The organism is Mixta mediterraneensis (assembly GCF_014946725.1).
Lineage (GTDB): Bacteria > Pseudomonadota > Gammaproteobacteria > Enterobacterales > Enterobacteriaceae > Pantoea > Pantoea mediterraneensis.
On record NZ_JACFXY010000001.1, the window covers coordinates 552,886 to 566,691 of the forward strand.

The window sequence follows — 13,806 nt, forward strand, 5'->3', positions numbered from 1 at the left end:
GTTTATTCCCGTTCAGCAATCTGGCATATCGCCTGTAAACAGGCTTGCAGCGCACATGCAACGTCATCGGCCCTCACTGATTCCGCCGGGTGATGGCTGATACCGCGATGGTTGCGTACAAATAACATGCCGACCGGCCAGCGTTCGGCAATCGCAATCGCATCATGTCCCGCTCCGCCTGGCAGCGACAAACTGCGTCCCTGTACTGTTTTAACCGCGTGGCTCAGTACCTGTTGTAACTGCGGATCGCAGGCCGTTGCGGCGATACGATAATACTCGTTTGCTTCAAACGTCAGCCCCCGACGCAGCGCAATGGCTTCAGCCTGGGCGAGTAATGTCGCAAGCAGCGACGCCAGCGGTTCGTCCTGCGGCCCACGCACGTCAAGCGACAGTTTTACTTCGCCAGGGATCACATTCACCGCGCCCGGTGTGCAGCTCAACGTGCCGACAGTCGCCACCAGCTGCGGACCCTGCTCGCGGGTGGTATGTTCGATAAACATCATCCACTCTGCGGCAGCAGCCAGCGCATCTTTACGATGCGTCATGGGTACGGTGCCTGCATGGCCAGCCTCGCCCGTAAAGCAGCAATGCAGGCGTCGTGCGCCGTTAATCGCCGTAACGACGCCAAGCGCCAGCCCCTCCTGTTCCAGGCACGGCCCCTGTTCGATATGCAGTTCAAGATAGGCGACGAACGCTTTTACATCTCGTGCAGCGCTGGCTATCTGCGCGCTGTCGAGGCCCACCTCCGCCATCGCCTGCGCCACAGTAATTCCGTTCTCATCAGGATGCGTCACCCAACTGTCTGGCCAGGTACCGGTAAGGCCGCGGCTTCCCAGCAGCGTGATGCCAAAACGAGTTCCTTCTTCATCGCCGAAACCGACAATCTCAATTGCCAGCGGCAAACGCTGTTGCCGATCATGCAGCCATTGCACGGCTTCAATGGCGCTTAATACCCCAAGCATGCCATCGTAACGACCCGCGTTGCGTACCGTATCCAGATGCGAACCCAGTAACAGCGCGGGTGCGCCAGCTTCTGCCGCTTCATAGCGCCCACAAATATTGCCGACCGCATCCTGCCAGACCTGCATGCCCGCCGCCTTCATCCACTGACCCACGCACCTGTTAGCGCGTAGATGTTCAGGCGACAGATAGACGCGGGTTAATTCATCCGCTGACGCGCTGATCTCTGCCAGTGCGTCACAGCGCGTCATTACCCGCGCCGCAGCGGTTTGCGCTTCGCTGGCGTTCATTTTCATGCAGGGCTCCCGTAATGATCCCATGCCGCCTGTGCAGCCGCACCCTGCGGCGTGCGGTAGCCAAGATGCGTTAATACTGTTTCCAGCGCGGCCAGGGTTTGCATCACGCAATCTTTACGTGCGTTATAACCCATGGTGCCGATGCGCCATACTTTGCCATGCAGCGGACCGAATGACGTGCCAATTTCAATAGCGAAATCTTCCAGCATCAGCTTGCGCACCTGATCACCATTAATGCCCTGCGGAATAACCACGCCTAATACATTATTCATTTTGTGTTTCAAATCGCCGAAGGTTTCCAGCCCCATGCCCTGAATGCCTTTTAACAGCGCGTCCCCATGCAGTTTGTGACGGGCAATCCCTTCATCTAACCCTTCCTGCAGGATCAGACGTGCGCATTCCCGGGCCCCAAATAGCGCGGTGGTGGCTTCGGTGTGATGGTTCAGGCGCTCAGGTCCCCAGTAATCCATGATCATGCCGAGATCAAAATAGTTGGAGTAGATCATCTCGTCGTCGCCGTCCTGATGGGCGGCAGTACGAATGCCCGCTTCCACACATTTACGCTTGCGGATCACCGCTTCCATTTTTGCACTCAGAGTAACCGGCGACGTGCCGGACGGGCCGCCGAGGCACTTTTGCATGCCAGCAGAAACCGCATCCAGACCCCATGCATCGGTTTCCAGCACGTTGCCACCCAGCGAAGCAGTGGCATCGGTATAAAACAGCACGCCGTATCTGATACAAATTTCACCCAGCTCGGCCAGCGGCTGTAACATGGTGGTGGAGGTGTCGCCTTGCACCGTCAACAACAGGCGCGGCTTTACCCGTTTAATCGCCTCTTCCACCTGATCCGGCGTAAACACGTCGCCCCAGGGGACTTCAATGGTGTGTACATCGGCGCGACAGCGGCGAGCAATTTCACACAGCAAATGACCAAACCGACCAAATACCGGCACCAGTACTTTGTCTCCTGGCCGGATCGCCGACAGCAAAATCGCTTCAATCCCGGCGCGTGATGTGCCATCAATCAACATCGTCCAGCGGTTTTCAGTGCGAAACACGCCGCGATACAACGCCATGACTTCGTTCATATAGTGCGTCATGGCGGGATCATACTGACCAAGCAACTGGCTCGACATGGCGCGCAGTACGCGCGGATCGGCGTTGATCGGTCCCGGCCCCATCAGCAGGCGTTGCGGTGGATCAAGTTGCGAAAACTGAGTGATGTCCATAATGATTCCTTGTTGAACATGTAGAAGCGGACCGGGGGATAACCTGTTTCAGCCCTGACGTTTGCGGGTTCGCAAACAGCATTTTGCTGTTCGCCAGCGCCCAGGCATTCCCCGGAGACACAGGCGAAGTGGCAATACCCGTCACGCCACGGCGTGTCGTACAGTTGATCGGCGAGCGCTGCCTGCTTTGTCATCAACAACGCCGCTGCCGCCGCCATAAAGACTTTCTCATTCTGTGCTCTGGTGAGCCATTATGAAACAAAAGATTCTACATCAATCGATTTGCAACTAATGTGCCAGAGCGCGGGAATCAGGGAAACCTATTTAATCACAGAGACAACCGGGGATTGACGGCATAGATGCAGCGGCCAGCCGCCAAAATCGCTGAACCAAAACAGAGCAAAGCACCAAAAAGGGGCCTGTTAGCGGTGCTCCAGTTCATCAAACTGCTGATAGAGATCGGCAATCTGGTGAATACGCTGACGCCCGTGTGACAACATTTCGTGTAATAACGCATTCGCCAGCAGGTTAATTAAACTCATTGCCGATGCGTAGCTGTCAAAGGCCGACACGCTGTCGAGCGGCGCGCACAACTGCCAGCGCGCCAGTGAAAGCACCGTTTGCGCCTGCGGCTCACACAGCGCCAGTAGCGGAATACCCGCGTTTTGTAGCTGCTGCATCAGCGGGCGAATAATGCGCGTGCGGCGACGGAACGCCATTATTACCACCATGTCATCCGCCGTAATATCCACCAGCTCTTCCGATAGGGTCTGTCCCGGCTGCGGCAAAATATGCACCTGCATACGCGCCTGCATTAATTGCTGCCGCAGATGCAGCGCTACCGGATACGCATTTCGCATGCCGATGATAAATACGCGTTTTGCCTGTGCCAGCTGCTGAATGACTTCACCAAATTGCTGTGCATCAATGCTGTTAACCCACTGGGTCAGGTTAGCCATTTCCTGTTTGTAATGACGTGACAGCAACGTGTTGCCCTGCACTGCATTGCGGTTATTAGTGAGCGGCATACCGCTCTGGCGCAGGGTACGCAATTCATCGCGCATGTCCTTGTATTTTTCATAACCGAGGCGCTTGAATAAGCGGCTGACGGTGGCTTTTGACACACCGCTTAAGCGCGCCAACTCGGCGCTGTTATAGCTAATCAAATCATTGAAGTGATCAAATATAAAGTTCGCAATACGCTGCTCTTGCGGCGAAAGCTGGGAATAGTGGCTTCTGAGCCGTTCATCAAGCTGTTTCATTCTTTGTCCTGTAACTTTCGTTTCAACTCAAGCTAGCACAGTTTGCGCCAGGTTAACCTAAATGCCGCGTCCTGCTAAATGAAAACTGGAACGGCTCTTGCTTGCATTTCTCTACTGTTACCCGCTAGCAAAATGAGAAACGAATGATTCAGAGCAATATGGCGCCGCTGGGCATGGCGGTGACGCCTCATCATCTGGCAAGCGAAAGTGCGCTGGCAGTGCTGCGTGAAGGCGGCAATGCCATAGAAGCAATGGTTGCCGCAGCCGCCACCATCGCGGTGGTTTATCCGCATATGAATGGATTAGGTGGCGATGGTTTCTGGTTAGTGATGCCCGCCTGTGGCGATCCCATTGCCATTGACGCCAGCGGTGCAGCCGGTTCGCTGGCTCATATCGATTTCTATCACAACGAATCTCATATTCCTCATCGTGGTCCGAAAGCCGCATTGACAGTGGCGGGGACCGTGAGCGGCTGGCTGGAAGCATTAACCCTTTCTGGTGAACTGGGCGGTACGCCGCTCCCGTTGCCACGCCTGCTACGCGATGCGATTCGTTATGCTGCCGACGGCATTCCAGTGACAGCATCGCAAGCGGCGGCCACGGAAGCCAAACGCAACGAATTACAGCATCAACCCGGTTTTGCCACCACCTTTTTGCCGGACGGTAAAGTCCCGCGCGCGGGTAGCCGTTTCACTCAACCAGCCCTGGCGCAAACGCTCAGTCAGTTAACTGAAGAAGGACTCTACAGCTTTTATCGTGGCAATTTGTCTCATCGCCTGGCGCGTGAAATGACGGCGCTCGGTATGCCAGTCACCCTGGAGGATCTGCAACAGCAGCGCGCGCGACGCTGTACGCCCCTGCATATTGCCCACAGCGAAGGCGATATATGGAACATGACGCCGCCGACCCAGGGTGCCGTGTCGCTGGCAATTCTTGGCATTACCGATCAGCTCGATATGGCAAAGGCAGATGAAGCGCAAACCGTGCACCGCATTGTTGAAGCCACGAAAAAAGCTTTCGCGCTACGTGATAAGTACATTACCGACCCGCGTCATGTCACCGAAGATTTGCAGACGCTGCTGGATAGCGATCACCTTGCCACGCTTGCCAGCCAAATTGATGAAGAAAAGGCTGCGCCGTGGGGAACCGGGCGCGGTCCTGGCGACACGGTATGGATGGGCGTCATGGACAGCAGCGGCCTGGCGGTCTCTTTTATCCAAAGCATCTATCACGAATTTGGTAGCGGCGTGGTGTTACCCGGCACCGGCATCACCTGGCAGAACCGGGGCGCGGCTTTCAGCCTTGATCCTGAACATCTGCTGGCTCTTGCACCAGGTAAGCAACCTTTCCATACCCTCAATCCTGCCGCTGCGCGACTGAAAGATGGTCGCGCCATGGTGTACGGCTCAATGGGCGGCGACGGCCAGCCACAAACGCAGGCTGCAATTTTTACTCGTCACGTGATTCAGGGTTTGCCACTGCAACAAGCCGTAAGTGCACCGCGCTGGCTGTTAGGACGAACGTGGGGGCAATCATCCGACTCGCTCAAGCTGGAGAGCCGCTTTTCTGCCGCCACGCTGGAACGTTTGCGCCAGCTGGGCCATGAGGTAGAACTGCTGCCGGATTTCAGTGAAGCAGTTGGACATGCAGGCGCGATTGTGCGTCATAACAACGGCATGCTCGAGGGCGCAAGCGATCCACGTAGCAATGGCAGTGCCGCAGGTTTCTAACCGGAGGAATAATGAATCAGAATATCGACTGGGCGATGTATATCGCGCAAATGGCGCAGCTGCTGGAGATTGACCTGGATGAAGCCCGCCGCGCTGCATTACTGACGCAGATGACACGTATTGCCGGCATGGCGATACCGCTGATGGCGTTGCCGCTTGACGATAGGCTGGAAGTGGCAGGAGTGTACAAAGCGTGAAACTGAGCGAACTTTCCCTTCGATCGCTGCATCAGGCGGTTCAAAACGGCACTATCAGCGCACGCGAAGTTGCCACCGCAACGCTGCAGGCGATTGAGCAACATAATCCAGCACTCAATGCCTGGACCGAGGTTACCGGTCAACGCATGTTAAAAGAAGCCGGGCTGATTGATAAACAGCGCCAACGCGGAGAAGCGCTGTCCTCGCTGGCGGGCATTCCTTATGCCGTAAAGAATCTGTTTGACGTGGCTGGCCACAGCACCTTAGCGGGTGCCCGCTTGTTTAGCGAGCGCCCTGCCGCCCGGGAAGATGCCTGGGCTGTCAACAGGCTGCGTGAAGCCGGCGCGCTGCTTTCCGGCATGCTGAATATGGATGCCTATGCGTATGGCTTCACGACCGAGAATAGCCATTATGGTGCGACACATAACCCGCACGATTTATCCCGCGTGGCGGGGGGATCGTCTGGCGGCTCAGCGGCGGCTGTCGCAGCGGGGCTGGTACATTTCTCACTTGGCACTGATACCAACGGATCGATTCGCGTGCCTGCCTCGCTGTGCGGCATTTTCGGACTGAAACCGACTTTTGGTCGTCTGTCGCGTAGTGGCAGCCACCCGTTTGTTGCCAGCCTGGATCATATCGGTCCTTTTGCCCGGCGTGTGGAAGATTTGGCGCTGGTATATGACGTATTGCAGGGCTGCGACAGCAACGATGCCTTTCAGGCGAGTCACCCGGTTGCGCCAACGTTACCCGGCTTAACGCAAGGCGACAGCGGTCTGCGCTGCGGCATATTAGGCGGCTTTTTCTCCACCTGGTGCGATGATGATGCGCGTGTAGCCTTAGCCATCGCGGCAAATGCCTTACAGACCCGCGAAGAAGTACAGATACCAGAAGCGGAACTGGCCCGCTCGGCGGCCTTTATCATGACCGCATCAGAGGGAGGAAATCACTATTTGCCTGCGCTGCGCCAGCTACCGGAGCAATTTGAGCCTCATTCCCGTGAGCGTTTGCTGGCTGGCGCGATGATTCCGGCCGTGTGGTATGTGCAGGCGCAGCGTTTCCGCCGACATTTCCAGCAGCAGGTTTTGCCGCTATTTGAGCATTTTGACGTGCTGATTGCGCCTGCTACGCCGTGTAGCGCGATAAAGATTGGTCAGGAAAGTATTCACATTAATGGCCAGGATTTACCTGCCAAAGCCAGCATGGGCATGCTGACGCAACCGATTTCATTCGCTGGCTTGCCGGTATGCACCGTACCGCTGGCAACCTCCAGCGGATTACCCATTGGCCTGCAGCTGATCGCTGCGCCATTCAAAGAAGAGGCCGCGCTGCGTGCCGCTTATGCACTGGAGCAGCAAGGCTTAACGATGCCACAAATGAGCATGGTAGGTGTGTAATGAAAGCAGAACATATTGATCGCCCGATGATCGTCGCTGAAGTTACTGACGCTTTTTACCGTTATGAGCAGGCATTAATCAGTAACGATATTGCCGTGCTGGATGCGTTGTTTTGGCATGATGAACGTACTGTACGACTGGGTGCCGGTGAGAACCTTTACGGCATTGATGAAATCCGCGCTTTCCGGGCTGCGCGCTCCTCTGCTGGTCTGGATCGTACCCTGCGAAATACCGTGATCACCACCTTTGGTGAGGATTATGCGGTATGTAGCACCGAATTCACGCGCGAAGGCAGCGAGAAAACGGGGCGTCAGCAGCAAACCTGGGTGAAGTTACCATGCGGCTGGCGCATCGTGGCAGCCCAGGTGAGCATTATGACTTAATGGTTTGTCCTGCGAACGGCTAAGGCCAGGATCAAAAGCATTTCATTCAGCCTGAAGTCCGACGGAGCAAGGCCAGCAGTCGCCCCGGCCCTGCTCCTGGCTGCGCATTTGCCCGCTTCGCGGACACCTTCATCAGGTAAGCAACTGGCGCGAGGGGACCACGTAGCGGCAATGATGCCGACAATGCGCGGGTGCGCCGGGGAGGGACGACGCCTCGCCTGGGGCGGTCGGACATCAGGCCGAACGAAACGCCCCTGGCCTTGAAATGGGGCCTGGCCTTAGCCGTTTGCAAGACAACGCCCCAGGCGGCCAGCCTGCGCCATCATACCTCTGGCGCGGGATGCTTTTTAATCCAGTGTTCAGCAATTTGCTGGCGGGTACAGACCCACACTTTCTCATGCTGCTGAATGTGGTCGAGGAAATTTTGCAAGGCGCGAAACTTGCCCGGACGCCCCAGCAAGCGACAGTGCATGCCAACTGACATCATCTTCGGCGCGGTTTCTCCCTCTTCATACAACACGTCAAAGGTGTCGCGAAGATAGGTAAAGAATTGTTCGGCGGTATTAAAGCCCTGCGGTGAAGCAAAGCGCATATCGTTACATTCCAGCGTGTAAGGAATGATCAGATGCGGTTTCACCGTGCCATCCTGACAGGTAACCTGTGTCCAGAATGGCAAATCATCACCGTAATTATCGCTGTCGTAAGTAAACCCGCCCTGCTCCACCACTAAGCGGCGAGTATTTGGACTATCGCGGCCAGTATACCAACCGGTTGGGGCTTTACCGAACAGATCGACCAACACGTCAACGGCCTGCTGCATATGCTCGCGTTCGGTCTTTGCATCCATGCCCTGATAATGGATCCAGCGCCAGCCGTGACTCACCACATCGTAACGCGCATTTTTGATGGCCTCGACAATGTCAGGATGCCGCGCCAGCGCCATCGCCACCCCAAAAATAGTCAGTGGCAAACCACGCTTTTGAAATTCATTATGGATACGCCAGAAACCGGCACGCGAGCCATATTCATACAGCGAATCCATCGACATGTGGCGATCGGGATAACTGGCCGCGCCAATGATATCGGAAAGAAATTGCTCTGAACCCGCATCGCCGTGCAATACGTTGTTCTCTGCACCTTCTTCGTAATTCAGTACAAACTGCACCGCCACGCGCGCTTTTTTCGGCCAGGCGGCATCTGGCGGATTCGCGCCGTAACCCACCATGTCACGCGGATAATTTTTGTTAAAGCTGTACTCTTTTTTCTCTACACCTTCACTCATGCTCGCTTCCCGTTGTAAGAGTGCAACACCCCGTTAGTTTAGGTGCTGAAATGCACCGGAGAGAGGTTTCTGCAAAGGATAAGCCAGATCGCCCTGCTTGCTAGTACCAAAGCCCAGCGCCACCAGCGACTCAACCATTTTTACAGCCGCGCTGACGCCATCAATGACCGGCATGTCTAGCTCCTGGGTTAACGAAGCCGCTAAGGTTGCCATACCGCCGCAGCCTAAAACTATCGCCCCACTGCCATCTTCGCGCTTCGCCTGGAGGCAGCGTTCGCGCACTTTTTCCTGCGCCAGACCGCTGCCATCTTCCAGTGCCAGCACAGGCAGATCGATGGCGTGTAACGCGGCGCAATGCTGGGTAAAGCCATATTGCTGTAACAGATGACGCGCAATCACTGATATATGCGGTAATGTCGTGACGATGGAAAAACGCGTCGCCACCAGCGTGGCGGTGTGCATCGCCGCCTCAGCAATGCCTATCACCGGGCCGCTTGCCAGCTCGCGTGCCGCCAGCAGGCCGGGATCGCCAAAGCAGGCAATCACATGGCCGCTAACGCCCTGCGCTTTGCCCAGTCTGACCTGTTTCAGCACCCCAATCGCCGCAATCGCTTCATCAAAATGCCCTTCAATTGATGGCACACCTTACGAAGGCGATACCGCCAGAATTTCAGGGCCGGGCGCGGCTACTGCGCGTGCCGCCTGACCGATGGTGTCTGTCATTGCCAGGCTGGTGTTGGGGTTAATCACCTGGAGCAGGTTCATGATGCCGCTCCTTTATGACCGGAAAATAAACGTGAGAAGTCCGGCAAGGCTTCGCCGCTACGCTCGAAGTGCAGGCTGGAAACGATGTGATCAAAATGTTGTTGCAGCGCCCCGGACAGCGGCTCTGCTTGCTGAGTACGCAGTAATTTGTCAATACCGATCGAATTCTGACCCACCCTGCCAAAGTAAAACTGACCCACCCCCTTTGAATCATTCGAGCGTTGTTGCTTTCGTTTTCTTCTGGAGTTGACCGCTTTTCAGCTTATCTTTCAGTCGATAGCTTTGGCCGCTGATTTGGGCGATATGCGCATGGTGAAGCAGCCGATCCAGCATCGCTGCCGTCAGTGTCTCGTCATCACCAAACGTTCCGGACCACTGCGTAAACGGCAGGTTGCTGGTCAGGATCACGCTGCCTGACTCATACCGTTTAGCGACTACCTGGAAGAACAGGTTCGCCTCCATTTTACCGAACGGCAGATATCCCACTTCGTCGATGATCAACAGCTTAGGTTTACCTACGACGCGGTTCAGGTAGCCCTTCAGGTCACCCTGACGATGTGACGCCATCAGTTGCAGCATCATGTCGGCGGCGGTAATGAACCGAATGCTTAAACCCGCCATCGCGGCCTTATAGCCAATGGCGGTCGCCAGGTGCGTTTTGCCGACGCCAGAAGGCCCGAGCAGGACAACGTTCTCCTGACGTTCGATAAATGTCAGACCCGCCAACTCCTGGATCTGACTTCGTGGAACGCCACTGGCATAGGCGTAATCGAACTGCTCCAGTGTTTTTATCACCGGCAGGCCTGATAACCGCAAAATGGTCTGGCGACGCCGTTCGTTCTGGCCATCATGCTGGAGCTGCAAAACGGCTTCCAGGAAGTCGGCATGCGTGCCGCTGTTGTCGATGGTCGCCTGTGCCACACCCGGCCACTCTGCCGGCAGGCGGTCGAGCTTGAGTTGCTCGCAGAGCGCGGCAATACGATCATGTTGAAGGTTCATGCTGGCACCTCGAGCAAGGCCTGGTACGTTGCCAGAGGATGTTGCAGGCTCTCGGTCGGCACCGGACGCTGGCTGAGCGCTGGGACAGGTGCAGGCAATGCCAACGTGACCTTCGGTAACGGCAATAGCGCAGCACGCTCGCGCGGCATGCGCTGCTCAGGCGGTACGCCTGTGGTGCCATGCACTCGTGTGTTCGCGACGGTGACCAGCCACTCGCCGATGCGTGTGTTGGCAGCAGGTACATCCAGTACCAGCCCGGCCTGCCGGAAGGTCGCGGTAAGAGGCACGATAAAGCTGTTCTTGAGGTAATGGTTAAACCGCTCAACCTTACCCTTGGTCTTGGCGCGATAGGGTCGGCAGACCTTGGGAGTAAAGGCATACTTCTCGGCGACGTGCATCAACTGCGGGTTCCAGCGATGCTTACCGGGGCCGTAGACATCGCGCTCAATGATGATGGCCTTGGCGTTGTCGAACAGCAGCTGATGCGGCGTCCCGCCGAAGAACCTGAGCGCAGACTCAATGCCGTCACACCAGGCAGCGGAGTCCTGGTTGCTGTAAAACTTGACGAAAGTCGCGCGGCTCCAGCCCAGCGTGGCGACAAAGGCCAGCAATGGGTTATGACCGAGTCTGATGATGGTGAAATCAACTTGCATCTGAAAGCCAGGCTCGGTCTCGAAGCGTGTTACCTCTTCAGTGACGGGCTGCTTAATGGGGTGCAGGAAAGCGGTCAGCATGCTGTAACCACCCTCGTAACCACGCTGACGGATCTCGCGCAGCAGCACACTGGCGGGTATCCAGAGGGGCCTGGCAGCGGCCACGCGCTCAAGGATATAGGTCTTGAACGGGTCAAGCTTGCAGGGTCTGGGTGCGCGAGGCTTGTAGCGCATATCCGCTACGGGCAGCGGGCTACGAATATATCTGCGAACGGTCTCACGAGAGCATGAAAGCTGGCGCGCGATGGCGCGTATCGACATGCCCTGACGGTGTAAAACACTAATCTCCACTCTGGTCTCCAATGTCATCATTGGCAGTGCCTTAAAACTGCCATTTTTACCCTAGGTGGGTCAGATTTACATCGGCAGGTGGGCCAGTTTTACATCGGTAGCGACAGTAATTGCAGCAGACGATCGTGATCGTCACAGCGGCATCCGTGCTGCCACGGTGCGCCATAGGCGGCGATCACCAATGAAGATCGCTGAGTCAGACGCGTCACCATTTCGGTTAACACCTGATTACCTGAGATTGCCTGCAACTGAATATGGAAAGCAGCAGAAATACGGATCGCAGCGGCACCGTCACGATCTGAATGCGCCTGCTTTTCCTGCTCCAGTAAATTTGCCAGCGCGACCAGATGAGGAGGTTGTAAATGTTCCAGCACCGCCGGTAAGTTGGCGCGCTCCATCAGGCTGCGAGTGCGGAAAATATCACGCGCCTCATCAACGTCCGGCGTCGTGACATGTGCACCGCGTTTGGGCGTTAAGGTAATCATCTGCACTGTAGCGAGGCGTTGTAGCACTTTGCGAGCCGGTGCGGCTGACGCCAAAGACGTCTGACAGTGCTTCTTCTGGCAATTTGCTGCCAGGCGGCAACTGATGTTCAACGATAGCGTTCATTAACGCCTGATAGATAACTTCATCTTTATCATGCCGATCAGCGGCCGTTCTCTGGCCTGTTTCGCTCTTCATTACCTGCTCCGGTAAGGCTCTGTGTGCAACGTATCGTATACGTGAAAGACAATTTTTGTATACAAGAAAGAAAATATGGCCTGAATCCTGCAATACCGTTTCACGCCGTAATTAATTGTTATCGTGTTAACAGAGGAGCAGGTTTCATGCCAAAACATTCAACGGTGGCCAGCAGGGCCTCTGAAGCTCAGTCAGATGGCGGGCGTACCCTATGCGGTAATTTGCCGTCAGGCGTTTGGGGTTTTCGGTGCCAACATTCCGGCTGTTATTCGTAGTCTGATCGCCTTTGCCTGGTACGGTATTCAGACTTATTTAGCGGCCAACGCATTGATGCTGGTGCTGTTGAAATTTTTCCCTGGGCTGGCATCTATGACGCAGTCTGACTGGCTGGGTTTATCGCAACCTGGCTGGTGCTGCTTCAGCGTAATGTGGCTGTTACAGGCGTTGGTGTTCTGGCATGGCATGAGCGCTATCAAACGCTTTATCGATGTGGCGGGTCCCGCAGTCTATGTGGTCATGGTGGCATTAGCAGGTTGGATTGTATACAAAACCGGTTTTGATGGGATTTCTTTCACGCTTGCCAGCAAGCAACTTTCTGTAGGCGAGCAAAGCTGGCAGATGATTACCGCTACCGCACTGGTTATGTCCTATTTCTCCGGTCCGCGGCTTAACTTTGACGATTTCTCGCGTTACGGCAAAAGCATGGGTGAATTCGTCGCGGCAACCGCTGGGGCCTCCCCTTCAATTTCCTGCTGTTTTCCATTGTCACGGTTGTTATCGTTTCCGGCACGCAATCGCTGTTCGGCAAAATGATGACCGATCCGATTGAAACCGTCAGTATGGTGGGCAATGATTTGGCGGTAGCGATTGGTCTGCTGACGATGATTACCGCAACTATTGGCATCAATATCGTCGCCAATTTTGTGTCGCCAGCTTTTGATTTTTCTAACTGTTCGCCACAAAAGATTAGTTTTCGCACCGGTGGGCTGATTGCGGCGGTCGGTTCCGTCTTGCTGACGCCATGGAACCTGTTTCAGCCACCCGAACTGATTCACTACACGCTGGATGTGCTGGGCTCCTTTATTGGAGCGCTATTTGGCATCCTGCTGGCAGACTTCTATTTGATTAAACGCAGCCGTATTTTTGTTGATGATCTGTTCGACAATACGCCAAAAAGCCGTTACTGGTATCGCGGTGGCTTTAACCCGAAAGCCATTGCTGCCCTGCTACCATCGGTAGGAATTTGTCTGGTGATTAGCTTTATTCCTTCATTGCATGAAGTGGCGAACTTTAGTTGGTTTATCGGTGCGGCATTGGGTGCTGGCTGCTACCGCTATCTGGCGCGTGCTGACATGGAATCGGCGGATAGCGCGGCAGATTTTCGTGGCAGTGTGGCGATGCAAAAGAAGTGAAATAATAGCGGGGATAACGGTAATTCGCTGATTTTCCCGCGCTCGTGCTGAGGCTTCATAGAGCAAAAAGCCGATTCATTTCTGAATCGGCTTCTCCAAATAGTTGGCGGTGCGGACGGGACTCGAACCCGCGACCCCCGGCGTGACAGGCCGGTATTCTAACCGACTGAACTACCGCACCGCGCTGTATTCCCCGTCGGGAACGAGGC

At 55.6% G+C, this 13,806-nt stretch carries 11 protein-coding genes, 1 tRNA gene and 4 pseudogenes; 5 read left to right on the top strand and 11 right to left on the bottom strand.

Features of this window, described 5'->3' with window-relative positions:
* Positions 1-2 precede the first annotated feature (2 nt).
* The 4 genes from hpxK to hpxU all read right to left on the bottom strand — a co-directional run bounded on the left by hpxK (position 3) and on the right by hpxU (position 3,750).
* Positions 3-1,256 (bottom strand): allantoate amidohydrolase, encoded by a 1,254-nt coding sequence (gene hpxK, locus H2P46_RS02800; protein WP_193403694.1) that lies wholly within the window; start codon positions 1,254-1,256, stop codon positions 3-5.
* Positions 1,253-2,488: a pyridoxal-phosphate-dependent aminotransferase family protein gene (locus H2P46_RS02805; RefSeq protein WP_193403695.1), complete on the bottom strand. Its 1,236-nt coding sequence runs from the start codon at positions 2,486-2,488 to the stop codon at positions 1,253-1,255. Before H2P46_RS02805 ends, hpxK begins: the two co-directional genes overlap by 4 nt.
* A complete protein-coding gene (locus tag H2P46_RS02810) occupies positions 2,440-2,706 on the bottom strand; it encodes a hypothetical protein (protein WP_193403696.1) in 267 nt (88 codons plus the stop codon). Before H2P46_RS02810 ends, H2P46_RS02805 begins: the two co-directional genes overlap by 49 nt.
* Before the next feature lie 204 nt (positions 2,707-2,910).
* Complete coding sequence (gene hpxU / locus H2P46_RS02815; protein ID WP_193403697.1) at positions 2,911-3,750, bottom strand: MurR/RpiR family transcriptional regulator HpxU; 840 nt, start codon at positions 3,748-3,750, stop codon at positions 2,911-2,913.
* A gap of 143 nt (positions 3,751-3,893) precedes the next feature.
* Here hpxU and H2P46_RS02820 point away from each other — a divergent pair, with 143 nt between their 5' ends.
* Genes H2P46_RS02820 through hpxZ form a run of 4 tightly spaced genes read left to right on the top strand, consistent with a single transcriptional unit; the run spans position 3,894 to position 7,454 of the window.
* Positions 3,894-5,480, top strand: coding sequence for a gamma-glutamyltransferase family protein (locus tag H2P46_RS02820; RefSeq protein ID WP_193403698.1), 1,587 nt, complete (start codon positions 3,894-3,896; stop codon positions 5,478-5,480).
* Positions 5,481-5,491: 11 nt separating this feature from the next.
* Positions 5,492-5,677, top strand: coding sequence for an oxalurate catabolism protein HpxX (hpxX, locus tag H2P46_RS02825; protein ID WP_193403699.1), 186 nt, complete (start codon positions 5,492-5,494; stop codon positions 5,675-5,677).
* Complete coding sequence (locus H2P46_RS02830; protein WP_193403700.1) at positions 5,674-7,071, top strand: AtzE family amidohydrolase; 1,398 nt, start codon at positions 5,674-5,676, stop codon at positions 7,069-7,071. The genes hpxX and H2P46_RS02830 overlap by 4 nt, the downstream gene beginning before the upstream one ends.
* Positions 7,071-7,454: an oxalurate catabolism protein HpxZ gene (hpxZ, locus tag H2P46_RS02835; RefSeq protein ID WP_193403701.1), complete on the top strand. Its 384-nt coding sequence runs from the start codon at positions 7,071-7,073 to the stop codon at positions 7,452-7,454. Before H2P46_RS02830 ends, hpxZ begins: the two co-directional genes overlap by 1 nt.
* A 322-nt stretch (positions 7,455-7,776) precedes the next feature.
* Here the strand turns inward: hpxZ and puuE are convergent, their stop codons facing one another.
* The 6 genes and pseudogenes from puuE to H2P46_RS02865 all read right to left on the bottom strand — a co-directional run.
* Entirely contained in the window at positions 7,777-8,736 is a 960-nt protein-coding gene (gene puuE / locus H2P46_RS02840; protein ID WP_193403702.1) for an allantoinase PuuE, read from the bottom strand.
* Between the two features lie 33 nt (positions 8,737-8,769).
* Positions 8,770-9,501, bottom strand: a pseudogene (hpxA, locus tag H2P46_RS02845) (allantoin racemase).
* Positions 9,498-9,623 (bottom strand): annotated as a pseudogene (locus H2P46_RS02850) (GntR family transcriptional regulator); the annotation flags it as partial. The pseudogenes H2P46_RS02850 and hpxA, both read right to left, overlap by 4 nt.
* 88 nt (positions 9,624-9,711) lie before the next feature.
* Positions 9,712-10,500, bottom strand: coding sequence for an IS21-like element helper ATPase IstB (gene istB / locus H2P46_RS02855; protein WP_193403211.1), 789 nt, complete (start codon positions 10,498-10,500; stop codon positions 9,712-9,714).
* Positions 10,497-11,525, bottom strand: coding sequence for an IS21 family transposase (gene istA / locus H2P46_RS02860; RefSeq protein ID WP_193403243.1), 1,029 nt, complete (start codon positions 11,523-11,525; stop codon positions 10,497-10,499). Before istA ends, istB begins: the two co-directional genes overlap by 4 nt.
* A gap of 83 nt (positions 11,526-11,608) precedes the next feature.
* Positions 11,609-12,185: pseudogene (locus H2P46_RS02865) on the bottom strand (GntR family transcriptional regulator); the annotation flags it as partial.
* A 183-nt stretch (positions 12,186-12,368) separates the two neighbouring features.
* Between H2P46_RS02865 and H2P46_RS02870 the strand changes: the two are divergent.
* Positions 12,369-13,597, top strand: a pseudogene (locus tag H2P46_RS02870) (NCS1 family nucleobase:cation symporter-1); the annotation flags it as partial.
* Positions 13,598-13,701: 104 nt separating this feature from the next.
* On the opposite strand, the gene H2P46_RS02875 reads toward H2P46_RS02870, so the two are convergent.
* Positions 13,702-13,778: transfer RNA gene (locus H2P46_RS02875), tRNA-Asp, on the bottom strand.
* Between the last annotated feature and the right edge of the window lie 28 nt (positions 13,779-13,806).